The following is a 23,137-nucleotide window of genomic DNA, read 5'->3' on the forward strand; positions in this document are numbered from 1 at the left end:
ACCAACTTAATTACTGGGAATATTGCTGATTAATTTTAGAGGTGCTTACTTTGGTATTTCAGTTTACAAAACTGTTAAGTATTAATGGCACGGGCAATCAACAAATCTATTGAGATCGTTTGACCAACAGGTGCAACTTGATAGTCTGATATGTGTACCTGGAATTGCTAGTAAAGATTGCTGAACTTGATGGTCTGCACCAGCATCAGTAGATTGGAGTTTAGTGAAATCAAGTGTGTACTGAAATTGCAAAACTTCTTGTGTTGATATACCGTAATCTTTGAGTATCTGACTGAATTTAGTATTCTTCAGAATTTCATGCAATTCCTGCTGAAGTTCCTTTTGTAACTGCTCTAATTTTTGAGGATCAATAACTGCTTGCTGTGAAGTTTGAGATTCCATGAATTTTACTTTCCTTGCAGACGGGTAAATGTGTGAACGTATCTTGTGATGTACTAATTTCGATTGACTTCGATTAGTACAGTTTGGCAATAAAGGAATCAATGATACAGAGTCTAGAGTGGCGCGAAAGTATTAGCCCCCTAACGCTCTTGCGAACTCTCGTAATTATGAAATCAGCTTGGCTAGTAATAATTACGCACTTTGTTACAAAACTTCATATATTTCTGTTGGATTTCCTTACGCAAAGGTAAGTTTTTTGTCATTGCGATCGCTCGCGTCGCGTCTCCCTGCGTAAGTGCTGTTATGGTAGGGAGGCGGGATTAGCTCCAAAAAATAGGGGTAAAGAGTACATAACTCCTCACCCCTAAATCTTCTCAATTCAACTCTAAACTAGGCTCCGACAGCTTCCTTGGCGGCGTACAACACTTCAGCGTTAATTTCCTTGAAACCGCGATCGCGGGCAAATTTCTCAGTATTCCGCTTGACTTTACCGCGAACAAATCCCGGAATCTTATTCAATTCTGCTTGACCATCTTTTGTCCAGTTGAGGTCAGAATCAGCAGAAATACCTCTAGTAATGACTTCTTTGGTATCATGACCGCCGAAGATTTCTAACAGGTGATCTTCCATTCCCAAAGTGAAGGAATTGTAGATCAAATCTGTAATCTGATTTGTCCCTTCATAACCCATAAATGGTTTGTAACCGATGGGGAAGTTTTGGACGTGGATTGGTGCAGCAATTACACCGCAAGGAATATCTAAGCGCTTACCAACATGGCGTTCCATTTGAGTGCCGAAAATGGCCGAGGGTTCGACACGAGCGATCGCATCCCCAATTTCACCATGATCTTCGGAGATTAACACTTCATCGCAATACTCGCTAACCTGTTCGCGGAACCAGTCTGCATCATATTTACAGTAGGTACCAGCCCAAACAACGTGAATCCCCATTTCTCGCGCCAAAATCTTGGTAATGGCGGCGGCGTGGGTGTTGTCACCAAAGACCACAGCTTTTTTGCCAGTCAAGTTTTGGCAGTCAATGGAACGGGAGAACCAAGCAGCTTGAGATACATACAGGGTTTGCTCATTGATGAAGTTTTCATAATCAACTTCTGCACCTTGAGCATTAATTACCTGTTGAATCTTGCGAATACAACGGGCAGTTTCCACTACACCCATTGGAGTAATGTCTATATAAGGTGTGCCAAATTGTTCTTCCAGGTAACGGGCTGTAGTCAAACCGAGTTCACGGTAGGGCACCAGGTTAAACCAGGCTTGGGACATCTTCTTCAAGTCATTCACCGAAGCACCTTCGGGAATTAAAGTATTTACTTCAATCCCCAAGTCAGCCATCAGCCGTTTGAGTTCGGTGCAGTCGTGATTATTGTGGAAACCAAGGGTGGTAGTACCGATAATGTTAACTGAGGGTTTTGCTGTTTTGCCCTCAGGCAATTCGCCGCGCTTGCGGGCTTTTTCAATGTAATATTGGACGATTTGATCCAAGGTGCGATCGGCGGCTTGCAGTTCGTTGTAACGGTAGTGGTTTACATCCGCCAGCATTACATCTCCTTTTGCTTCCAACTGCGCTCGTTCCACAAAATTGTGCAGATCCTCTTGCAAAATGCTAGAGGTGCAGGTGGGAGTTAACACAATCAAATCTGGGTGTTCCTCGGCGTCCTTACGGACGATATTATCTACTACCTTCTCTTGGGAACCGCGTGCCAAAACGTTGCGATCGACAACACTGGTTGTCACTGGAGTGAAATCTCTCTCCCGCGATAACATGGAGCGCATGACGTTAAAGTAGTCATCGCCAATGGGAGCGTGCATGATCGCATGAACATTCTTAAAAGAACTAGCAATTCGGAGAGTGCCGATGTGGGCTGGGCCAGCATACATCCAGTAAGCCAATTTCATGTTTGTGTTTTCCCTTGTCAACTCAAATAACTAAGTAAGTGGGCGTAAAAAATATCTGATAGACCCGATCGCCAACCCCTTCGGTGCGTAGTTTACCGCCGTAGGTATCGCGTCGCGTGCCGTTAGCAGAGAAGGGGAGTAAGATTAAAGCCAAGGGGAGGGGGTCTTATTATATTTAATTCAGCCCATCTACTTATAAGTGCTTGATTATTAAATCGTTTCTGATTTTCTCAAACCTACTGGCTAAGAAAAAATAAGGTTTGTTGCGGGTTTTCGGGGCGGTGATATGGCTGAAACTCAGTTAATGCTTGGGATGAGGCTATCTATATAAACAATATTCCTGTTGTTTATGTAAAAAAATCTTAATGTTCCGGTAATTTTGTTTATAATAGCAGTTCTTAGTTAATTTCAATACATACCTAACAATAATAGTGCCTTTCCTGGTTGTCACAGGTACTTATCCAAAACTTCGATTTTTCACATCAAATATAGCAATTTCTGGCTTCCATTTATCATTTTTGCCAATAACTAACGTAATAATATTTAGCCCAACCAGTTTATCGATTAAGTGCCTATTAGCTTCATGAAGGTAATCGCTGAGTACATACAAGCGTGACCTCTGGCGAAAGGTCTTACTTCTGAGTATTATTGTTTATTTATACCTACCTCAGTACTGCGTAGGTTTTGGATTTTAAACTGGAATTTGGTTTTGGGAAAAGCTTAAAGGGTAAAGGTTAAAGGTTTTTTCTTTCCCCTTTCCCATTCCCCTTTTCCCATTAATCGACAAGTATTGATACCTACCTAATTAGCGATCAAACTGTGTAAATATGGAACTTTCTTAGGTAATAAGTGTCATAACAAAATATTCTCAGGAAAAATTCACTTGAAGTTTGAAAGTGAATCGAATACCCTAAGCTAGTAGACAATTTTCTTAAGGAAATCTATGAACAAAAAAATTCTTCTGAATTTGCTTTCCACTTCCTCAATTTTCGTGTCGATGATGTCTACACTGGTGGCATTTCATCCTGCCCATGCCAGTGGTAGTATTACACAGCGATTACTGCATACACAAGATGGTCGCACCTGTATCACTAACCCGCATGGTGGAAACGATTTTGTGTGCATTCGAGATTCAGAGAGAAAACGTCCGTATAACTCTACAAGTCCCTCAACTATAGTCACATCAGTATCAGATCGAAATGTTGCTATGTTGAACTTTACTGAAGAGGAAAGCGATGCTGCAATTAGGGTATTTGGCTGTGACTGCCCATTATGTATAAATTCTTTGCGTCAGTTGCAGGGTACTGGAAACTTGGTGTACTAAGGTTGAATAGCGTTGATAGCGACTATAACTTTTGTTAGATACACGCGATCAATCACGTATAGAAGATATACAAAACCAAAAAAGCATTTTTAACGAAGTACCGCTACTATTATTTGGTTAAATGTAAATTCCTTGTAGGGGCAATTCATGAATTGCCCCTACAGCGTCTAATTTTGCTTAAGTCCTCAGAGAAAAAGACGCATAAAAATTCTCAAGTACTCTGTGTGCGTCAGAGCGTCTTGTTTATTCAACCACTTCATTCACCGGGAATCTATCAATCAACTGCATCGCCCGATAGGCATTGCGTTGGAAAGAGTCTGGCAAATGGGGAACGTGGGGTATCTGCGACAATAAATCCAACGTCCGGCGTAAAATTCTCACCACATCGCCTTCATCCAAAGTGGTGTTCTCACAAAGTTCTGTCCACTCGATACCTAGTGCCCATTGTTCTACTATGGCAATTAACTCAAATTCCAACCATATAGGCAGCGCTACGTTGTACCGCCGTTGTAGTTGGAACATTTGGCGACGAATTCCCCGCAATTTTGCCAAAGCTTCTGCCACTTCATTGCTGAGGTCAAAGTTAACTTTGCTATCTGGACGGGGCGTTTCCATCACTAAAGCCGCTGCTGCTGCTGCTAAATGATGCGGATCTAAGTTGTCTAATTCACCACTAGCGAATACTAAACCCAGCCACAATTCATTCTCGCCTCGAATGGCAGCAGCGATTCGCCCTAATACTGTGGGGACTAAGTTATCTAAAGCGCCAAAATGTTGCAGAATTGCGATTAAATTCAGAAACTCTTCCCAATGACGTTGTGACTGTTGCTCGACTTGCCCTTGCAACTGTTCGAGTTCGGCTTCTAGTTCGACATAGCGGGCCCGACGCTTGAAAAGCGTTGCCGCATTGCCTGATTGATGTAGGGGATGAGCTTCTAATTGCTCTTGGACAGCGGTAGTGCGACTGAGTTGTTCTGCTACTTCTGGGGCCAGATGCAAAGATTCTATCGGATTGGGGATATGGGCAGCGATCGCAAATGTTTCTTGATTACCACGGCGCGACTGTCCTGGCTTCAAGGGCATCTCTGGCGGTGGTAGCATATCAGGCGGCACTTCAATTCGCGGCAGTTCAGCATACAAATCAACTACATCCCCTGTAGTTGCCACATACCAACGGTTATCATGCCCCAAGCATACCAAGTAAGGAGCTTGACCAGAACCAGGCGATTTTCCCACTAACACTGCGGTTACGGGTGAAGACACGGTGATATTTTTGCCTTTGAGACTCAACAGAGTTCCTGACACCGCAAAGCCCAACATCATCACCAATTCTTCTTGTCGGTCTTCTTGTGCTTGCTCTTGCAAGGTTTTCAATATCTGGCGTTCCACTTTCAGCCGTTGCCGCAATTTCTCATAAACAGCCAGTTCATTTTCATCAACTGCGGCGATTTGCTCATGTAGTTGAGCTAATTGGGTTTGTAATTCGGCGATCTCATCATATTCCGGTCTTAAATGCAAGGTGGCCATGTACTGCCCAAAACTGCGCTCTATGAGTTCCCTAGTTTGCTCTAAGGTATGCGTTTGCAGCAAGTTGAGTACCATGCCGTAACTGGGCGTAAACTGGCTTACCAGAGGGTCAGGCTTGGATGTTCCCAAATACGCAGCTTCTTTAGCTCCTTCAAAGGGAGTTTGGACTGTCACCACATGACCTTGTTTATCCATGCCCCGCCGCCCTGCTCGTCCCGCCATTTGCAAGAATTCCGAAGCGTTTAACAGGCGGTGTCCAGTGTCAGTCCGCTTGGAAAGGGTAGAAATTACCGTTGTTCGAGCAGGCATATTAATTCCCGCCGCTAGTGTCTCAGTGGCGAATACTACTTTAATCAGCCCTTGCTGAAATAGTTCTTCTACCAGTGCTTTCCAAGCAGGCAAAATTCCAGCGTGGTGGGCAGCAATTCCCCGATACAGGGGGGCAATTTGTCCAGAACGCCCAGCTTCGGGATTGCGGGCTAAAAAGTCATCAATTTGTTCCCGTAAAATTTGGGATTCTTCACTATTTACCAGCCATAAATCCCCCACTTCTGCCACCGCTTTATCACATCCCCGGCGACTGAAGATAAAATAAATCGCTGGTAGCATATCCCGTTGCTCTAACTGGCTGAGGGTAAAAATTATACCCGGAGCCTCCGGTCTACCACTTCTCCCTCTGTCCCTTTCTCCCCCTTTTCCCTTCTTCTTCTGAAGGCGGGGGTTGATTTTGGTTTTGCTATCATTCAGCAGGGGAAATAACCCTTTAGGATTGCAAAAGTGAAATTCCAAGGGAACTGGACGAAAATCGGAGTAAATCAGGTCTGTTGGGCCGTGAACGCGATTTAGCCAGTCGGTGAGTTGATCGCTATTGGCAACCGTTGCTGAGAGGGCTGCTAGTTGCACTTCACGGGGACAATAGATGATTGATTCTTCCCAAACAGTACCGCGCTGGCGATCGTTCATGTAGTGGCATTCATCAAGGATTACCGCTTCCACGTCTACCAATGAGATGCCTACTTGCCCAATGGGTGTACCGTAGAGCATATTTCGGAAAATTTCTGTGGTCATCACTAAAATCGGCGCATCTCTGTGAATGGAAGCATCTCCAGTTAACAGACCGACTTGATCAAACCCGAATTTTTCTCGAAAGTCACGTAATTTTTGATTCGACAGCGCTTTTAGAGGAGTGGTGTAAAATACACGTTTTCCTCGCGCCAAGGCGCGGTAAATAGCGTATTCCCCGACTAATGTTTTGCCCGAACCTGTAGGGGCACATACAACAACGGAGCGTCCGGCGTTCAGGGACGCGATCGCTTCTTTTTGAAACTGATCCAGATCAAAGGGAAATATAGTCCCTAAGTCGAGTTCTGGAGACGGTGCAGGATAATTCACTCAATCACATTTGCAACCAGATTGTTTACTATACTAACGAGTCTTTTGTCAACTTCGTTAATAGTCATTAGTCATTAGTTTTTCACAAATGACCAATGACTAATGACTCTTTATTATTTTCCCAGCTCTTGCGATCGCTCTGTGGCAGCTTTGACCGCTTCAATTAAAGCGGAACGAAATCCTGCCTGTTCTAGCTTGGCAATCCCGGCAATGGTTGTACCACCGGGGCTAGTAACACGATCTTTGAGTTCTGCTGGGTGCATTTTGGTTTCCTGCAACAGTTTCGCTGTTCCTAGTACGGTTTGCAAGGCTAGTTGATTGGCAATCGCTCTAGGTAAACCTGCGGCGACTCCGCCATCTGCGAGTGCTTCTACTAACAGTGCCACGTAAGCAGGTCCGCTACCAGATAACCCTGTAACTGCATCCATCAGCGCTTCTGACACTTCCACGACTTCGCCCACAGCAGAAAAAACTTGCTGTGCTATTTGGTGATGCAAGGCATTGGTATATGCACCTGAACAAATTGCGGTAACTCCTGCTCCGACAGTGGCCGGGGTGTTGGGCATTGCTCTAATCACTGGCAATTGCACAAATGCAGCTTCTAGCTGACTTAAGGGCACACCCGCCAAAATAGAAATAATTAGGGGTGAATGCTCTCTATTAAGAATATCAATATCTGCTAATTCTTGAGCGATCGCGCTAAATACCTGCGGTTTTACTGCCAAAAAGAGAACTTCTTTTGCTTCGGTGAAAACCTGGCTATTATCTGTAGTCACAGCAACACCGTATTGCTGTTTTAAAAAATCTAAGCGTGAAGATAGCGGTTCGCTAACTATGACTTCTGATGATTGATAAATTCCACGCGCGATAAGGCGGGATAAGAGCGCTTCTCCCATTACCCCACCACCAATTAAGCCAAATTTTATAGTCATTAGTCATTGGTCATTAGTCATTGGTCATTAGTCGTTTGTCATTTGTCACCATGAGAAAAACCCAGGACAAATGACAAAGGACAAAGGACTAACTACTAATTTAACTTTATTGTGCCATCCGGTTAGTTTCGTTGCCCCAGGTTGGATTTGGAGTACCTGTTGTCGGACGGGAAGGACGTACTGGTGGTTGTGGTACTTCATGAAGAACGCCACCTTGGGTACTAACTTGGACACAACTTGGTGTAAACAAAAAGATGCTCTCTCCGATGCGCTCTTGATGTCCATCTAGTGCGTAAGTACCACCTGCAACAAAATCTACAGCTCGTTGAGCTTGGTCTGGGTCCATGATTGTCAGATTTAATACCACTGACTTGCGTTCGCGCAACGCTTGAATTGCCTGGGGCATTTCTTCAAAGGTGCGTGGTTCGAGTACTAAAACTTCCGAAATTCCGTTAATTGCTCCTGGCATACCAATCACATTCCCCATTGGCTTTTGACCTGCTGTCATATCATCTCCCATTGTAGGCACTGGTTCCCGCCAGCGTCGATTTTGAGCGGCTGGACTCTCTTGTGGTGCTGGCTGGGGATTTTCTTGCTGATACAGATTTTGATAATTATTATTATCTGTTTCTGGTTCTTCTTCGTAATACTCGTATTCCACTTGCTCATTTAGACCCACAAAGTCTCTGAGTTTGGAAAAAATGTTGTTCATTGTGTGTGTACTCTCCTGGTGCGAATAGCCTGTATTGACTTGGCTGAGGATTAGTTGAGCTAGGAGCGACCGCTACATCGGTGGATACTTCCGCAACTGTATTGCTAGTTGTAGCCCATACTACGGGTTTTGGCGATGAACTGACACTTATTGGAAAGGTCTGTGCATCGCCTAAACATAATAATGAGTCAAGATTATATCCTAAGGTTTATCCGAAGGAAACTTCTTTATACCCCATTTTCCCTTGGCGATTGCTCTTGTCAATACTATATCCTTTGTTTCGGATTGCACCAGTCTGTGAAAAAATTATTGTCAACAAATCCTTAGCTTCGATTAATACTGCCCTGCAAGGCTGATAATTAATTGGCTAATAGCGATCGCCAAACAAGATTGTTCCTAATCGTACCATCGTTGCGCCTGCTTGTACTGCCAGTTCGTAGTCGCCTGACATACCCATAGATAGGTGCTGCATTTTAATATGCGACCAGTTTTCCCCCTGGATTTCTTTGGCTAGCTCACGATTGCGATTAAACACACTGAGAATTTCGGAATCATTTAATCCTGAAGGCGGAATTGTCATCAAACCTTGAATTTGTAAACTTTTGTATTGATTCAGTGTGGGTAAATCAGCTAAAAGTTCTGGCACACTCCAACCAGACTTGCTGGGATCGGGGAGAATTTTCACTTGCAGGCAAACCTGGGGACTCACTCCTAGCTGTTGCGCCAATTGGTCTAAGCGCTGTGCCAGCTTCAAATTATCTACGGAGTGAATCCAAGGGAATTGCTCAATGGCTTTTTTGGCTTTATTGCCTTGTAAATGTCCAATAAAGTGCCAGGTAATATCCGGTAAGTCTTGCAACTCGGCTTGTTTGCTGGCAGCTTCTTGGATACGACTTTCCCCAAAATCACGAATTCCGGCGTTGTATGCAGACCGAATGGACTGGGCAGAAACTTGCTTGCTAACAGCAATCAATTTGACTGAAGTTGGCAGTGAGGAACGAATGGAAAGAATACGTTCGGAAATCGAACTGTTCATTGGAAGGTGCGCTGGAAAACACTCTGAAGCTGATCGTACTCCTGAGAATGCCCACTGCGCCGCAGGGTACGTAAGCGATTTTCCAACATCATTCTGGCCTCAGTACGTCCTAGAGACTGGAATTTGACACCTTTAACGTCATTTGCCACCAAAAAAAATAAGCGCTGGGCATAAAGTGTGGTGAACAAATCCTGGTTTTCATCAACCATACAGATTTTGTAAAGTAAACCCCAAGTTGGATGGTTTATGTAAGTTTCTGCGTTTTCTGGATTCATTTAAGAGTCAAGGTGTAGTCAAGGTGGAAGTTGGAAGTATATATATCTTTTCGCAGTAAATTCCAAACATTCAGACGATAATACCAACATTCGTCAGAATATTTGGTTAAAATGCGAAACTGCGGTTACGAAGACCTCGATCTAGTTCCTAATGGGCAGATGAAGCTAGTGGTAGTGAAGCGCAATGGTACAACAAAAGCCGCGAAGCGTAGATTCAAAGAGTACAGGCTGGTGGAGAAATATCACCATCTGCTTTGGTGACTTTAATTTAGCAATCTGTAGGGAGAAGGCACAAAATATTCCCGATCCTCTGGTTGAAAGTTCGACGTAGGAAGGAAAAACACCCTTTGAAATTCCCAACGGCAACGACGAATTTTTCAACTTCTTTCCATACTGCCACAACTGTCGCGGAATGGCACAAAATTGGGGATTGGGGACTGGGAATTGGGTACTGGGTACTGGAAATAAAAATATTATTTATGCAAAAAGTTTATTGATTATCCAGTATTTTCAGTGGTGGAATCTGTGCCTGAGCGTTGTGCAGAGATTCATCAGGGTATCGATCAAAAATATTGAGATTAGTTGGTAGTATTCAAGTAAGGCTGTTTAATAGCTAAAATCTACAGGAAATGATAGGGGATCAATTTTATGGCTGGGTAGCTGTTCAATTTACCCTATCATATTGTTACCGATAGCTCAATACTGTTCGGTTAAGGCAAGAGACGCGATGAATCTTCGTCTCTACAATAATCAGTATTTGGTAGAGAAGGCGATTTAATATTTTGTTTTACTTCTGACTCCTGTTAACGCACGGGGCGTAACCCATTCTGATTCCTGTTAGCGGTAGCGGGGCGTTTAGCCCATTCTGATTCCTGAATTCTGCTGTATTACCTCTTACCATTTTCTCGGTGCAAAATTATGCCTGAGTTCCGATAGCTAGTCGTATTCCCCAGAATAAGATTAAAATTGCGATCGCCAGCCAGTCACGCCCTTTTAATCGTAAGTCATGCCACTGCACTCGATGCTCATTGGGACTGGTAAAACCCCGCACCATCATAGCATTCGCCATTTGATCGGCTCGTAAAAGGAGATTTTCTAAAAGCCTCTCTGCGACTGTCATCCAAACCTTAAATCCTCCTTTTAATCCCAGCTTTTTCCAATTAATTGCCCTTGTCATCACGGAGCGAAATAAATTTTGCACTTCTTCTAAAACCAGTGGAATAAAGCGCAAGGACAAGGTTAAAGTTAAAGCAATTTCTGTAACAGGCAACTTGAAGCGTCGCAAAGGTTGCATTAAGCTTTCTATGCCAGATGTGATTTCTTCTGGTGCGGTTGTCAGCAGATAGAGGTTGGTGCTGTAAATGACGGTAAATATCAGGGTACTTAGACGTACTGCCAAACTCAAGGAGTAGCGAGTTACTTTAACCGGGCCTTTGTGAAATAGCACGTAGCTGTATGCTTTTTTCTCGGCTGGTGGCTCTTTAATATTATTAGAATTTGCTGGCTGGGTTAAGATTTGTTCATTAGCTGGCAGACGTGACTGATAATCTACACCCAATCCATCAGGACTGATGGCTGCGATCGCTAGCACAAAAAAAGATAGCATTAATAGCCAACCCATTTGCTGCTGCCATACACGGCGGGGAATTCTCGCAATCAAGGTGGCAAGAATTAAAATTACCACCAGCAGTACCCGCCAAAAGTTGTTGGCTAAAACATAGCTGGTTAAAAAGCTCATCAACCAGGCGAACTTGACTCGCGGATCAATTTTATGCAGCCAAGTTTGGGGTTGTTCTAAATAAAGTCCAAGTGGCAGCGATCGCAATAAATCCATTTTAGAGTTATAGAGTGAGGAGTTAGGAGTGAGGAGTTAGGAGTTTTGACTTTAACTCATAACTTTCACCTTCTGCCGCTATCAAACTCAAGTCGATAGGGTTCTATAGTTAGCAATTTTGACTTTAACTCATAACTCTTAACTCATAACTCTTAACTCTTAACTCCTAATTCCTAACTTATTTTGACGCGAGTTGCTCTGTTAACATTACCACTTTCGGCATCACGGACTTTTTTGCTGCGCCACAGCAAAATAATTGGTGTGCCTTTAAATCCTAGCTGTTGACGAAATTGCCGTTCAATGTAGCGGCGGTAGTTGTCGTTGAAGCGTTTTGAGTCGTTGACAAATAGTGCGATCGTTGGTGGTTGGCTGCTGACTTGTGTACCATAATAAATCTTGCCCTGACGCCCACCACGAGATGCTGGCGGTGAATGCCAACTGACGGCATCTGTTAAAACTTCATTAATTACTGATGTGCTGACACGGCGTTTGTGTGATTCCGCCGCCGTTTTCACCAATTCTAAAATCTTTTCGACCCGTTGTCCTGACAAGGCACTTACAAAAATTGTTTCTGCCCATTCGGTAAAATGTAACCGTGATTGCAGAGTTTTTTCGTAGTCGTAGATTGTGTAAGAGTCTTTTTCGACGGCATCCCACTTATTAACGACGATGATACAGGCTCGACCTTCTTCGATAATCCGCCCAGCTAATTTTTGGTCTTGCTCGGTGACTCCATCTACGGCATCTATTACTAATAAAACTACATCAGCGCGGCGAATCGCTTTGAAAGCACGGTTAATACTAAAGAATTCTGTGCCGTATTCGATATGTTTCTTTTTGCGGATGCCGGCAGTGTCAATCAAGCGGTAGGTTTGTCCGGCTCGTTCAATGACAGTATCAATAGCATCGCGGGTAGTGCCGGAAATGGGGCTGACAATTGCCCTTTCTTCCCCGACAAAAGAATTGAGTAAGCTAGATTTGCCCACATTCGGGCGTCCTACAATTGCTACTTTGATTTCATTCGTGTCTGGGATGTCTTCAATCGCAGGGATGTGATTAACTAACTCGTCGAGTAACTCCCCTGTACCACTACCATGAATCGCGGAGATGGGGTAAGGTTCGCCCAATCCCAATTCCCAAAATTCGGCAGCTTGCATTAAGCCTTGTTCTGGGGATTCACATTTATTGACAGCTAGTAGCACAGGTACGCGTTGTTGGCGCATCCATTCGGCGATTTCCAAATCTGCCGATGTGGGGCCTGTTTGACCATCAACGACAAAAATAGCGCCACACGCTTCTGCAAGGGCTGTCATTGCCTGTTGGCGAATCAGTGGTAAAAATTCGGTATCATCATTAAAAACTAAACCACCAGTGTCTACCACTAAAAATTCGCGACCATTCCAGAAAGCTGGAAGATAAGTGCGATCGCGCGTCACTCCCGGTTCATCATGGACAATCGCCGTTTGTTCCCCGGCGAGTCGATTAACCAGGGTGGATTTGCCCACATTTGGGCGTCCGATAATTGCAACAATTGGCAGTGCCATAAAACCAGGGTAAGTGAGAGGTGTAGTATATCACGTTCCTACATTTTACTCACTTTAAACTTGAAGTTTTAATAATTTCCCATCATCTGAGGCGATTTCTACGATGGGCTGTTTGGTAATGCCATACTTTGAAAAATAAAAAAGGTAGGAAAACCTACCTTTTACCCAAAAAAAGCATTTTGTAACCAAATACCAAATTAAATATCACACACGCTTTTGACGTATCTATTGCAAACCTATGACGAGTGTATGACGTTTAATTTATAGTCGATTTTGCGATTACTCCCAACTGCAACCCCGGTGGATAGCTACCTTCTGACTTGATGCGCTTAATTTCAGCATCGGCGATCTGCAAATTTAACTTTTGTGCTAGCGATCGCACAATATCCCCCCGATCAATTACACCAGCTACGGCACCAGCAGGAGAAAGCACGGTGATTCGAGGTAACTGCTCATTTTCTAGCTTGTTAATTACCTCAGCGATTGTTGTTGATTCTGCAACGCTGGGTATTTCTGTCAGCGGATGCACTATGCTGTGTAAGGTTTGGGTTTCCCATTCACCCCTTTGGGTTAAACGGAAATCGTCAATGGAAACTAGACCCCTGTAACGTCCATCAGAAGCAGCAAAATAAACTTGTGAGGGAGCAGTTTCTAAGAGATATAAATCGGCAAAGGAACGCAATGTCTGGTCAGCATCAATGACGCGAAAATCACGGGTCATCGCATCAGCCGCTACGACTTTGAGTAGGCTTTCTTGCAAGGTAGTCATGTTGTCATAGTTGTTAGCGTTGCGGACAGCAAACCAACCTAACAACGCAATCCACAAACCAACTACTAACTCTCTGGTGACGAAATCTACAACAAATCCTAAAGCGATCGCACCATAACCCAATATTTGCCCCGCCTTTGCAGCCCAGTGTACGGCTTGAAAACGATTACCTGTGATTTGCCATAGTGCTGCTTTTAACACTTGCCCCCCATCTAGAGGCAAGCCTGGAATCAGGTTAAATAGAGCTACTACTAGGTTAATTCTCGCTAAATCTCCAACCATGACACTGAGGGGATTAGTCTCAGGAATCATAATAACGGCTAGACGGAGTAAGACAAATAGGATGATACTCACCAAAGGGCCAGCGATCGCTACTTGAAAGGCTTTGAAAGGAGTTTTAGATTCTTCTTCAATGGCAGCAATCCCGCCAAACATAAATAAGGTAATTGAATTAACTCTAATGCCTTGCGATCGGGCTACCAAGCTGTGACCCAACTCATGTAACAGCACCGAACCAAATAACAGCAGTGCCATGACAATTCCAGCACTCCAAGCGATAACATTCCCCCATTCTTGATAAGCTACCCCAAAATTGAGGGTTGCCAACCCTAAAATCACAAACCATAAAGGGTCTAAAAACAGGGGAATTCCAAATAATGACCCAATTCTCCAATTTGTTTGCATTATATTGTCCTATAACTAGATATCACCAGTACTTTTTATACTGAGACACTATGCATATTCGTACATACATTTATATTGAGCATCAATTCGGTAGTGCCGAGTGAGGTAATGCTCTTATTTCTAGAATAGACAATTAATGCATATCAAACAATTTTGGATTTTAGATTTTAGATTTTAGATTGACCTCAGAAATTAAGTCGGAGGCCGATCAATTAATTTTAGGTTTTGGATTTTAGATTGATTCTCGCGTTCAAATTTACTTGCTTTCAGACATTTTTTAATTTGGAATTTTGAATATTCAATTTCATTATCCAAAGTTTAAAATATAAAATTCGGTGAGCAAAACTCTAAAGTTAAGCATTGAGAATTGGGCATGGGGCATTGGAAAAGAAGCAGAGGGCGGAGTGCAGGGTGCGGAGGGGAAAACTCTTCTCCCTTGCTCCCTGCTCCCTTGCCTCTTCCCTGTTCCCCTTGCCCAGAATCGTTTTTAGGAGTTGTGTATTGTTCGCGGCGTTACAAGTAACACCTCTGTTATCACAAAACTACAGACGACCGATGTTAGTCAATCCTAAAACGATGCCAATGCCAATAATATGACCAAAAGCCATAGCAGCAGCGAATGTTGGAATACTAATTGGCAGAATAGGGAACTTGGGGCCAACTAGGGGTTTTTCAATCTTAGTACTTAGTAAAACTATTACTAAGCTGCTGACGCTGATGATGATGCCGACTGTGGGATTCCACACAGGTGTTGCAGGAACAGATGCAACTACTGCTAATAAAATAGAGGAAATCAAGCTTTTGTCTCCTGAATAGAAAAGTGAACGTAGACCTACAAGATTATAAAATTACAAGGCCCAAAAGTTTTTTAGATAGTTTAGACTTTTTTGATGATTATTTTAAATTTGTTAGATTTTCATGCGCGTTAAGATTTGCGGCATTACTCAACCACAACAGTCTATAGCGATCGCCTCTCTGGGCGCAACGGCACTAGGATTTATTTGTGTGCCCACTTCACCTCGTTACGTGATTACATCCCAAATTCGGGCAGCAGTGGCAGAACTCCCAGCAAATATTGACACAATTGGGGTTTTTGCCAACGCTAGTATCTCTGAAATTATTCAGATAGTTGCTGATTCTGGGTTGACTGGTGTGCAGTTACACGGAGATGAATCAGTAAGCTTTTGCGACCAAGTACGTCAAGCTTTGCCCAATGTCGAAATTATTAAAGCACTAAGAATTCGCAGTCTTGAGCATCTAGAGACAGCGGCTAATTACACACAATACGTGGATGCTTTATTACTTGATGCTTACCATCCGCAACAACTGGGTGGTACAGGCAAAACTTTAGATTGGACGATGCTAGAACAATTTAGCCCTAGTTGTCCTTGGTTTTTAGCAGGAGGACTAACAGCCGATAATATTGTGGAAGCCCTAATTCAGCTTAATCCTAGCGGCATTGATTTATCTAGTGGTGTGGAACGGACACCAGGAGATAAGGATTTAGATAAAGTAGCACTTCTATTTCAGAGTCTAAAGAACATTGAGTTACTTAGAAGTTAGGAGTGATAATTTGTGAATTACAGCAGTTTTTATGTATTTTAACCACATCTGTCGTCAGGGTACAGCAATGCTCATAGGTGTCAACTTGACGCGAAACGGGCGGTTAGAAACCGCGTCTATACAAGCAAAAGCTACCGATCCTGGGTTTCAAACCCTTAATTTGAATTTAGTCCGTGGAGGCGGACTCCGTCTGTGTAGCTGCGAATTCTATGATACTGTTGGCGAATTAATAGGGGGTCTAACCCATCATTCCTGATTACTCTGATTTGAGTCCGTTGAAACGGACTTGAGCTATTAGCCCGAAATTTATTTCAGGGCGGGAAAGCAGCGCCAAACCAATGTTTTAGGGGTGAGGGGTCAAACCCACCATGAATTGACCAACAGTATCATTCTATTCGCCAGGTCTTAAGTTGACACGTATGAGCAATGCTGTACCCCTACCTATGGTCTATTTACCTGAAAATAGCTGTATGTAACTCCTAACTCCTAACTCAGCACTCAAAAGAATGCCGCTTGGTGGCGAATTAAGTTAAAAAATTCTTCGCGCGTTTTGTGTTCCTCTTGGAACACGCCAACCATTGCGCTGGTGACAGTCCAAGAACCTGGTTTTTGGACGCCCCGCATCACCATACACATGTGGCTAGCTTCCATCACAACGGCTACGCCTTGAGGTTCTAGAATGGTCTGGATTGCTTCGGCAATTTGGCGGGTTAACCTCTCCTGCACTTGCAAGCGGCGAGAATACATCTCAACAATCCGGGCTAGCTTACTCAGTCCGACCACTTTTTGGTTGGGGATATAAGCAACGTGCGCTCTACCCATAAATGGCAGCATGTGATGTTCGCACAAACTAAAGAAATTAATATCTCTAACTAGTACCATCTCGCTATGCCCTTCATCAAAGATGGCATCGTTAACGAGTTCTTCAAGAGATTGGTTGTAGCCACTGGTAAGAAACCGCATTGCCTCGGCGACTCGTTTGGGTGTTTTCAGGAGTCCTTCGCGTTCAGGATCTTCGCCAACGCCCAATATTATTGCTCGCACGGCATCCTTCATTTCCTCAAGTTGTTCCTCTTTTGGCGGGAACACATCCGGTTGTCGCCCGTTATGAGTATTGCGATCGGGTCTAGGAGTTATGGCTTCTGCCAAGTCGGGAATCAGAGGCGATTGAGAGCAATTGGAACCGTTGGAACTAGCAATAGTCATGATTCAGTCTTGGTTATGGTTTGAATTTAGTTATGAGTTATGAGTTATGAGTTATGAGTTAAAAATTTTAATTCCTAACTCCTAACTTCTAACTTCGCAATTAGAGTGCGCCAGCGCTGGGCATCAAGGTCAATTCATCAATAACTGCCTGTTGTGGTAACAGAACAGTGTAAAGAATTGATTGAGCCACAATTTCCGGGGTTAACATTTTGGAACGATCTAAGTTGACGTGGACTGTTTCTGTATCCCATAGTTCAGTATTGACTGCGCCAGGACAGATAGCTGTGACACGAATGCCGTGGGTGCGTTCTTCTTGTGCCAGGGTTTGAGAGAGGGCTATCAAACCAGCTTTGCTGACGCTGTATGCTCCCCAACCAGGAAAGGGTTGCTTGGCGGCAATTGAGGCGACGTTAATAATTGTGCCTGTGCCGCGATCGCGCATTGAAGGTAAAATCCCCACAATGCACTGAAACACGCTGGTAAGATTCAAGTTAATTACCTGCTGCCAGTCTTCTAGGGGAGTTTCACTCAAAGTGCCTGTATAGGCGATGCCAGCATTGTTTACCAGAATGTCTATATCACCAAAGTCAAGGGCGATCGCGTGGATCTTGTCTTTGACTTCGGAGATCCGCGCTAAATCTACGGCGTAAGCTTTCGCTTCCACCCCAGTATGCTCTACGGCTTCTCTTACCGCCTCCAACTTATCCAAAGAACGGCTGACTAAGGCAATATCTATTCCCGCTTTTGCAAAGGCTAAAGCCGTTGCTTTCCCAATTCCACTACTTGCCCCAGTAATCAGGGCGCGTCGTTTTTGCTCAACACTCATGGTGTCTCCCAATTTTTTGGCAGTTCCCAAAGCCTATTACCATCCAATTATTTACACTTCTCGGTTTGGATAGATTAAAGGAATCTAAAAATCTGATGATTTTCATTAAGCAGATGCTATGATGCAGCACAATAGTACCCATATTTTGGGTTTTACCAGTGAATACAACAAACCATTGCCTGGAAAACCATGCCGTAAATTTAAATCAGATTATTTACACAATACAAAACCCACTCAATTAAATTGAGTAGATTTGCCAAAAATGCAAATGCCTATGGCCAGATTGTTAAAAATCTTTAAGCACATAGGCAATTATAGCATTGCTACTTTACTAATCAATCATTATGCAGTGTTGTTAGTGGGCAACTTCTGTAAAAACCCCGATTTTACGGAATTTTTCGTAGCGCAGTTGGCGGCGTTCTGGAGCGGTTAAACGATTGAGTTCGTCCAAATTTTCCATCAGCACTTGCTTGAGAGTGGTAGCGGCTTTTAAAGGATCGGAATGAGCGCCACCAGTAGGTTCAGGCAGTATTTGGTCGATAATTCCCAACTTTTTCAAGTCGTGGGAAATAATTTTTAGCGCGACGGCGGCTTGGGGAGCCTTACCAGCATCTTTCCACAAAATAGCGGCGCAGGCTTCGGGGGTGGCAACGGTGTAAACGGAGTGTTCAAACATGAGTAGGCGATCGCCTACACCAATACCGAGTGCCCCACCGGAACCACCTTCACCAATAACTGTGCAGATAATTGGCACATCCAGACAAAACATTTCCCGTAAGTTGTAAGCGATCGCTTCTCCTTGACCTTGGTGTTCTGCTTCTACCCCAGACCAAGCTCCCGGCGTGTCAATAAAAGTTAGTATCGGCATACTAAACTTATTGGCGTGTTCCATCAACCGCATGGCTTTGCGGTAGCCGCCAGGGTAAGGCATTCCAAAGTTACGGGCAATATTGTCTTTAGTATCGCGGCCCTTTTGATGACCCAACATCACCACAGGTTGTCCACTCAGACGGCCGACACCACCAACTAAAGCCGGATCGTCACCACCACAGCGATCGCCATGCAGTTCCATCCATTCATCACTAATAGCTTGAATGTAATCGAGAGTACTGGGGCGACGCGGATGACGAGCGACTTGCAATCGCTGAGATGGGGATAGAGTACTGAAAATCTCCTCACGCAGTTGCATAGCGCGTGCCTCTAGTTTGCGAATTTCACCAGAAACATCGACGCCATTTTCTTCTGCAAGTTGCCGAATCTGATCGATTCGGTTTGCGAGTTCTGCTAGGGGTTTTTCAAAATCTAACAGTAGCGGTTTACGCTCAGTAGTTGCCATCGTAGGGGTTATGAATTACGAGTTATGAGTATCTATCCTTTGTCTTTTGTCAGTTGTCCTTAGTCATTTGTTATTTGCAAATGACTAATGACCAATGACTAATGACTAAACCAAAAGTGGTCTAAATCCATGTTTTACTGACACCTTACCAATCTGCTCCATTTTGTCTACGGTAATCTGATTCCGTCCCCACGAAAAGTTCGTGTATAACTTCTCAAATTCCAGCAGCATTGATTCGGCAAAACAAGCAAACAACTGGCGCGCTGGAACATCCATATTGACGATTTTCATGATTTTCCAGTCAATATCTAGAGAATGCTCCACAATTCCACCATTTAACACGTGTACGCCAGGATGCTGAATTTTCGTCGCTAAGTTTTTAGGATAGCCACCATCAATCAACAAACAGGGTTGCTTCAAAGTGGTAGGGTCAATTTCCACGCCTCTAGGCATACTGGCAACCCAAACGACAACATCAGCTTGGGGCAGCGCTTCTGTTAAACCCATGATTTTCCCGCGTCCTAGTTCGTCTTGCAAGGCTTTGAGACGTTCTTGATCGCGGGCGATCAACAAAAGTTCTTTGACATCTGTTTTTGCATCTAGCCAACGTGTAACAGCACTGCCAATATCCCCAGTTGCGCCACAGATTGCAACAGTCGCATTTGACATTTCAATTCCCAGTTGTTTCGAGGCTTCTTCCACCTGCTTACAAATAATGTAGGCAGTATGCGTGTTTCCGGTGGTGAAGCGTTCAAACTCTAGTTTAATGTTGCGGACTTGGCTAAACTGTTCTAACTTAAAGTTTTCAAAAATAATTGAGGAAAATCCGCCTAAAGCTGTGATGTTAATGCCATGCTTCTGTGCATGGGCCATAGCGTTGAGGATTTTGCGTGTTGCGGCTTTGATGCGGCGACTAGCTAGCATTTCCGGCAAAAAGCAAGATTCTACATACCGTCCTTCAATTTGTTGCCCAGTTACACTGGTGACAATAATGGTATCAACAATTTGCGGCGGGGCGCTGCACCAAAAGTCTAGACCTTGATCGGCATATTCTGGGTATCCCAATTCTTGAGCTACCGCTTGAGCGTGTTCTAAACTAGTCAGATGTCCAATTAGACCAAACATGTAGTGATATTAGGCTTATGCTGTCTTGAGGCGTGGAATAAAAGTGAGTGCTGAGTCCTGAGTCCTGAGGCAGTATTAAGTAAAAAACAAGGAAAAAGTTCAGATAATTTCTTCACTCTTAACTCACAACTCAGTACTCATAACTCGGCACTCTTTAAGCGGCTATGAGTCCGTAGGCTGACAAGCGCATAATATCGCGAGTCGTAAAACCTATGTTACTCAATGCTTCACCGTATTGAATCATAAAGTCTTCTACTAAAGCATCTTTTTCCATTGCCATTGTGTGGGCATCACCTTCTACTTTGTTGAGCATTCTCCAGACGATGGGTAGGTTCTGGCGATTTGCGAGTTCAAGTTCAGCTTTGGATTCTGTGAAATGTTCTTTCAACCAAACTTCTCCAAAGTTGAGATGGCTGTATTCTTCTTTGACTACTCCCTCAGTGATTTTGCGGGCAAAAGCGTCGGCAACGGGGATGTAAATGTTATATGCTGCGATCGCAAAACATTCGATAATCAAAGACTGAATCAACAGACAAGTGACTACCTTCCCTTCCGCCGCTGCTGTTTGGAAATTCTGGTGGAGTCCAGAGAAAAATTCCTTGGCGAATTGCAAATCTGGGGTGACATCCAAATTGCGTCCACAAGCTTCAAATCCTTTCTTGTGGCGGCTTTCCATCTTCGAGAGGCGAATCAAATCATCATGAGATTCCGGCAGCAGTCCCGCTAATGTGATGTAATTTTCATGGGCTTCTTGTTCCCCTTCAATTACGATCGCATTAATCCGGCTATAAGCATCTTTGTATGTTTCGCTCTTGAAATCTAATTCTTTAGATTGGTCTGTAAGCTGCTGCATGGTTATGTTTACTCCTGTAAACCTGAATTATTTGACGCCAGGATTCAATTTACCCTATGAACTGAGGGTAACAATCACTGTGGTTTAATTTAACTTAACAAGTAACTATGTTTAATAGATTAACTGTTGCTGGGGGGCGATGCTGTAGTACTAGCGAAATAAATGCTTTGCAATTCAAGTTATGTCTAAACCAAACCCGAATCTGAAATCTGGCGATTTTTTGAGCCTAGTAGTCTTACTGCTAGGGGCATTTATCGTTCTACTACCGCTATTTGTGGTTTTTCTCACCTCCTTTGCACCAACCGCCGCCAGCCCCGAAAATTTATCCAAAAATAACTGGTCTTTAGCAAATTACCGCATTGCGTGGCAACAGGGAAAATTTTTACTGGCGTTTGCTAATTCTACCTTGGTAGCGATCGCGGTGACGGCGTTTCAGATTGTCACTTCTGCTTTGGCTGGTTATGCCCTAGCCCGATTGAAGTTTCGGGGACGCCAAGCACTGCTATTAGTCGTTTTAGCAACTTTAGTGATTCCCTTTCAGTTATTGGTGATTCCCATCTTTTTGGTTTTGAAGTGGGGACACTTGATAAATACTTATGGGGCACTCATTTTACCCACTGCGGTCAACGGATTTGGGATTTTCTTATTACGTCAGTATTTCCAGACAATTCCTGTAGAGTTAGAGGAAGCCGCAGCTATAGATGGGGCGAACCGACTGCAAATTTTGTGGCGGGTAATGTTACCTTTGGCCCGTCCGGCGTTAGTGACGTTGTTTTTGTTCACCTTCATTGGTGAGTGGAATGATTTGTTTAAGCCTTTAGTGTTTACAACACGACCAGAATTAAGGACTGTACAACTGGCGTTGGCTGAGTTTCAAGAGCAATTTACGAATAATTGGCCCTTGATGATGGCGGCGGTGACGATCGCCACAGTTCCAGTAATGGTACTATTTCTCATCGGTCAGCGTCAGTTTATTCAGGGTATTGCGGCAACAGGCATTAAAAATTAGTGGGGAAACTGGGCTTAACAATTCAAAATTCAAAATTAAAGAAATTTCAGACTATAGCGAAGTGCCCTGCGCGGGTTAAGAGCGTTGTGGCAACTGGCGCTCTTCCGTCGCTCATAGCGTTGCCATGCCGTTCGCGTTAGCGTCTCTGAAAGAGAAGGCTTTATGCTAGCGCTAACGGGGTATTTAGCAAGAAACGCGGTCTTGGGCTTTGCCCAAGTAGAGCGATTTCTCAAGACAAGCCCCGACTGAAGTGGGTGCTACATGTAGATTGCAGGTTCTTAAACCCTTTAATTTACGATAAAAAGAAATCCGGCAGGAAAACATGAATTTTTGTGACATTTAGCGTGATCCACACTAGCTAAACTGGAGCAATAACTGTACACCTCCTCACCAAAGAAAACAGTTATGAGTTCTCAACCAGTTATAGACCCTCAAATATTACAGCAGTTACAACAAGAGATTCAGCAGAAATTGAGTGAAAGCTTACAAAAGGCTGACTTACACTCAGTACTTGAGAAGTACGGCATATTCGAGGATAGAGTATTGAGAATTCATTGGCAGTGTGATTTCGACCAAAAGCAACTCGAATCGGATGATGCTAGTTGATAAACAGTGACCCAAGGCATTATTGGCAGTGACTCCAAGAGTTTGAGTACCAGAAATTGTGTTAATTGTGTATCCCTTGCTCATCATACCGATACCTGTGGCTAGCCTCTGGCGATCGCATTCCTTCACGCAGAAATTTACTGATAAATCAAAATTAAAATCGAACAAATATCACAATACAAAAATATTACTTTGGGGATCTAATAGGCAGAATAACCTATTAGAGTTTTAACCGATGTGTTTCCTGTAACGAAGTAAAAAAAGC

General features: G+C 43.7%; 23 protein-coding genes. 6 read left to right on the plus strand and 17 right to left on the minus strand.

The genetic code is table 11. From position 1 onward, the window contains the following. Positions 1–81: 81 nt before the first annotated feature. The 3 genes from FD723_RS09905 to FD723_RS42630 all read right to left on the minus strand — a co-directional run bounded on the left by FD723_RS09905 (position 82) and on the right by FD723_RS42630 (position 2,473). The gene (locus tag FD723_RS09905) at positions 82–402 is read right to left on the minus strand and encodes a hypothetical protein (protein WP_179065186.1); all 321 of its coding nucleotides are present in this window, start codon (positions 400–402) and stop codon (positions 82–84) included. A gap of 390 nt (positions 403–792) precedes the next feature. Beyond that, positions 793–2,319 (minus strand): ferredoxin:protochlorophyllide reductase (ATP-dependent) subunit B, encoded by a 1,527-nt coding sequence (gene bchB, locus FD723_RS09910; RefSeq protein ID WP_179065187.1) that lies wholly within the window; start codon positions 2,317–2,319, stop codon positions 793–795. A 22-nt stretch (positions 2,320–2,341) separates the two neighbouring features. Then, positions 2,342–2,473 carry a hypothetical protein gene (locus FD723_RS42630; protein WP_256875129.1) on the minus strand — a complete coding sequence of 44 codons (132 nt, stop codon included), beginning with the start codon at positions 2,471–2,473 and terminating at the stop codon, positions 2,342–2,344. 789 nt (positions 2,474–3,262) lie between these two features. Between FD723_RS42630 and FD723_RS09915 the strand changes: the two genes are divergently transcribed. Further along, the gene (locus FD723_RS09915; protein WP_179065188.1) at positions 3,263–3,643 is read left to right on the plus strand and encodes a hypothetical protein; all 381 of its coding nucleotides are present in this window, start codon (positions 3,263–3,265) and stop codon (positions 3,641–3,643) included. A 243-nt stretch (positions 3,644–3,886) separates the two neighbouring features. Here the strand turns inward: FD723_RS09915 and FD723_RS09920 are convergent, their stop codons facing one another. The 3 genes from FD723_RS09920 to FD723_RS09930 form a co-directional block, all read right to left on the minus strand. After that, positions 3,887–6,562 carry an RNA helicase gene (locus FD723_RS09920; protein ID WP_179065189.1) on the minus strand — a complete coding sequence of 892 codons (2,676 nt, stop codon included), beginning with the start codon at positions 6,560–6,562 and terminating at the stop codon, positions 3,887–3,889. A 113-nt stretch (positions 6,563–6,675) separates the two neighbouring features. Continuing rightward, positions 6,676–7,494: a pyrroline-5-carboxylate reductase gene (gene proC, locus FD723_RS09925; protein ID WP_179065190.1), complete on the minus strand. Its 819-nt coding sequence runs from the start codon at positions 7,492–7,494 to the stop codon at positions 6,676–6,678. A 106-nt stretch (positions 7,495–7,600) separates the two neighbouring features. Next, the gene (locus FD723_RS09930) at positions 7,601–8,206 is read right to left on the minus strand and encodes a cell division protein SepF (RefSeq protein WP_179065191.1); all 606 of its coding nucleotides are present in this window, start codon (positions 8,204–8,206) and stop codon (positions 7,601–7,603) included. Positions 8,207–8,286: 80 nt separating this feature from the next. Between FD723_RS09930 and FD723_RS09935 the strand changes: the two genes are divergently transcribed. Further along, a complete protein-coding gene (locus FD723_RS09935; RefSeq protein WP_179065192.1) occupies positions 8,287–8,562 on the plus strand; it encodes a hypothetical protein in 276 nt (91 codons plus the stop codon). 11 nt (positions 8,563–8,573) lie between these two features. Here the strand turns inward: FD723_RS09935 and FD723_RS09940 are convergent, their stop codons facing one another. Together FD723_RS09940 and pipX are read right to left on the minus strand one after the other, a co-directional pair. Beyond that, positions 8,574–9,242 (minus strand): YggS family pyridoxal phosphate-dependent enzyme, encoded by a 669-nt coding sequence (locus tag FD723_RS09940; RefSeq protein WP_179065193.1) that lies wholly within the window; start codon positions 9,240–9,242, stop codon positions 8,574–8,576. After that, the gene (pipX, locus tag FD723_RS09945; RefSeq protein WP_069068710.1) at positions 9,239–9,517 is read right to left on the minus strand and encodes a transcriptional coactivator PipX; all 279 of its coding nucleotides are present in this window, start codon (positions 9,515–9,517) and stop codon (positions 9,239–9,241) included. The genes FD723_RS09940 and pipX overlap by 4 nt, the downstream gene beginning before the upstream one ends. Before the next feature lie 184 nt (positions 9,518–9,701). Here pipX and FD723_RS09950 point away from each other — a divergent pair, with 184 nt between their 5' ends. Beyond that, complete coding sequence (locus FD723_RS09950; protein ID WP_179065194.1) at positions 9,702–9,848, plus strand: hypothetical protein; 147 nt, start codon at positions 9,702–9,704, stop codon at positions 9,846–9,848. Between the two features lie 585 nt (positions 9,849–10,433). Here FD723_RS09950 and FD723_RS09955 read toward each other — a convergent pair. The 4 genes from FD723_RS09955 to psaK form a co-directional block, all read right to left on the minus strand. Further along, positions 10,434–11,351, minus strand: coding sequence for an energy-coupling factor transporter transmembrane protein EcfT (locus FD723_RS09955; protein WP_179065195.1), 918 nt, complete (start codon positions 11,349–11,351; stop codon positions 10,434–10,436). Between the two features lie 173 nt (positions 11,352–11,524). After that, positions 11,525–12,895, minus strand: a complete 1,371-nt coding sequence (der, locus tag FD723_RS09960) for a ribosome biogenesis GTPase Der (protein WP_179065196.1) — start codon at positions 12,893–12,895, stop codon at positions 11,525–11,527. Positions 12,896–13,151: 256 nt separating this feature from the next. Further along, a complete protein-coding gene (locus FD723_RS09965; protein WP_179065197.1) occupies positions 13,152–14,348 on the minus strand; it encodes a site-2 protease family protein in 1,197 nt (398 codons plus the stop codon). Between the two features lie 542 nt (positions 14,349–14,890). Beyond that, on the minus strand, positions 14,891–15,145 hold the full coding sequence (gene psaK / locus FD723_RS09970; protein WP_179065198.1) for a photosystem I reaction center subunit PsaK: 255 nt from the start codon (positions 15,143–15,145) through the stop codon (positions 14,891–14,893). A 121-nt stretch (positions 15,146–15,266) separates the two neighbouring features. On the opposite strand from psaK, the gene FD723_RS09975 reads away from it, so the two are divergent. Next, positions 15,267–15,911: a phosphoribosylanthranilate isomerase gene (locus FD723_RS09975; RefSeq protein WP_179065199.1), complete on the plus strand. Its 645-nt coding sequence runs from the start codon at positions 15,267–15,269 to the stop codon at positions 15,909–15,911. 498 nt (positions 15,912–16,409) lie between these two features. On the opposite strand, the gene folE is transcribed toward FD723_RS09975, so the two are convergent. From folE to FD723_RS10000, 5 genes are all read right to left on the minus strand, one after another. Then, entirely contained in the window at positions 16,410–17,117 is a 708-nt protein-coding gene (gene folE / locus FD723_RS09980; RefSeq protein ID WP_179065200.1) for a GTP cyclohydrolase I FolE, read from the minus strand. A 100-nt stretch (positions 17,118–17,217) separates the two neighbouring features. Further along, positions 17,218–17,943 (minus strand): SDR family oxidoreductase, encoded by a 726-nt coding sequence (locus FD723_RS09985; protein WP_179069097.1) that lies wholly within the window; start codon positions 17,941–17,943, stop codon positions 17,218–17,220. A 355-nt stretch (positions 17,944–18,298) separates the two neighbouring features. After that, positions 18,299–19,279 (minus strand): acetyl-CoA carboxylase carboxyltransferase subunit alpha, encoded by a 981-nt coding sequence (locus FD723_RS09990; RefSeq protein WP_179065201.1) that lies wholly within the window; start codon positions 19,277–19,279, stop codon positions 18,299–18,301. Positions 19,280–19,384: 105 nt separating this feature from the next. Then, positions 19,385–20,404 carry a long-chain acyl-[acyl-carrier-protein] reductase gene (locus tag FD723_RS09995; protein WP_179065202.1) on the minus strand — a complete coding sequence of 340 codons (1,020 nt, stop codon included), beginning with the start codon at positions 20,402–20,404 and terminating at the stop codon, positions 19,385–19,387. 154 nt (positions 20,405–20,558) lie between these two features. Then, complete coding sequence (locus FD723_RS10000) at positions 20,559–21,257, minus strand: aldehyde oxygenase (deformylating) (protein WP_179065203.1); 699 nt, start codon at positions 21,255–21,257, stop codon at positions 20,559–20,561. Between the two features lie 181 nt (positions 21,258–21,438). Between FD723_RS10000 and FD723_RS10005 the strand changes: the two genes are divergently transcribed. Together FD723_RS10005 and FD723_RS10010 are read left to right on the plus strand one after the other, a co-directional pair. Then, positions 21,439–22,266: a carbohydrate ABC transporter permease gene (locus FD723_RS10005; protein ID WP_179065204.1), complete on the plus strand. Its 828-nt coding sequence runs from the start codon at positions 21,439–21,441 to the stop codon at positions 22,264–22,266. 405 nt (positions 22,267–22,671) lie between these two features. Beyond that, positions 22,672–22,872, plus strand: coding sequence for a hypothetical protein (locus FD723_RS10010; protein WP_179065205.1), 201 nt, complete (start codon positions 22,672–22,674; stop codon positions 22,870–22,872). Positions 22,873–23,137 lie beyond the last annotated feature (265 nt).

It is taken from the genome of Nostoc sp. C052 (genome assembly GCF_013393905.1).
In the GTDB taxonomy this organism is placed as follows: Bacteria; Cyanobacteriota; Cyanobacteriia; order Cyanobacteriales; family Nostocaceae; genus Nostoc.

Excerpts from the sequence above, each read along its gene's own strand:
- FD723_RS09905 (WP_179065186.1), bottom strand. The coding sequence starts at position 402 with ATGGAATCTCAAACTTCACAGCAAGCAGTTATTGATCCTCAAAAATTA.
- bchB (WP_179065187.1), bottom strand. The coding sequence starts at position 2,319 with ATGAAATTGGCTTACTGGATGTATGCTGGCCCAGCCCACATCGGCACT.
- FD723_RS09915 (WP_179065188.1), top strand. The coding sequence starts at position 3,263 with ATGAACAAAAAAATTCTTCTGAATTTGCTTTCCACTTCCTCAATTTTC.
- proC (WP_179065190.1), bottom strand. The coding sequence starts at position 7,494 with ATGACTATAAAATTTGGCTTAATTGGTGGTGGGGTAATGGGAGAAGCG.
- FD723_RS09930 (WP_179065191.1), bottom strand. The coding sequence starts at position 8,206 with ATGAACAACATTTTTTCCAAACTCAGAGACTTTGTGGGTCTAAATGAG.
- FD723_RS09940 (WP_179065193.1), bottom strand. The coding sequence starts at position 9,242 with ATGAACAGTTCGATTTCCGAACGTATTCTTTCCATTCGTTCCTCACTG.
- pipX (WP_069068710.1), bottom strand. The coding sequence starts at position 9,517 with ATGAATCCAGAAAACGCAGAAACTTACATAAACCATCCAACTTGGGGT.
- FD723_RS09950 (WP_179065194.1), top strand. The coding sequence starts at position 9,702 with ATGGTACAACAAAAGCCGCGAAGCGTAGATTCAAAGAGTACAGGCTGG.
- FD723_RS09955 (WP_179065195.1), bottom strand. The coding sequence starts at position 11,351 with ATGGATTTATTGCGATCGCTGCCACTTGGACTTTATTTAGAACAACCC.
- der (WP_179065196.1), bottom strand. The coding sequence starts at position 12,895 with ATGGCACTGCCAATTGTTGCAATTATCGGACGCCCAAATGTGGGCAAA.
- FD723_RS09965 (WP_179065197.1), bottom strand. The coding sequence starts at position 14,348 with ATGCAAACAAATTGGAGAATTGGGTCATTATTTGGAATTCCCCTGTTT.
- FD723_RS09975 (WP_179065199.1), top strand. The coding sequence starts at position 15,267 with ATGCGCGTTAAGATTTGCGGCATTACTCAACCACAACAGTCTATAGCG.
- folE (WP_179065200.1), bottom strand. The coding sequence starts at position 17,117 with ATGACTATTGCTAGTTCCAACGGTTCCAATTGCTCTCAATCGCCTCTG.
- FD723_RS09985 (WP_179069097.1), bottom strand. The coding sequence starts at position 17,943 with ATGAGTGTTGAGCAAAAACGACGCGCCCTGATTACTGGGGCAAGTAGT.
- FD723_RS09990 (WP_179065201.1), bottom strand. The coding sequence starts at position 19,279 with ATGGCAACTACTGAGCGTAAACCGCTACTGTTAGATTTTGAAAAACCC.
- FD723_RS09995 (WP_179065202.1), bottom strand. The coding sequence starts at position 20,404 with ATGTTTGGTCTAATTGGACATCTGACTAGTTTAGAACACGCTCAAGCG.
- FD723_RS10000 (WP_179065203.1), bottom strand. The coding sequence starts at position 21,257 with ATGCAGCAGCTTACAGACCAATCTAAAGAATTAGATTTCAAGAGCGAA.
- FD723_RS10005 (WP_179065204.1), top strand. The coding sequence starts at position 21,439 with ATGTCTAAACCAAACCCGAATCTGAAATCTGGCGATTTTTTGAGCCTA.
- FD723_RS10010 (WP_179065205.1), top strand. The coding sequence starts at position 22,672 with ATGAGTTCTCAACCAGTTATAGACCCTCAAATATTACAGCAGTTACAA.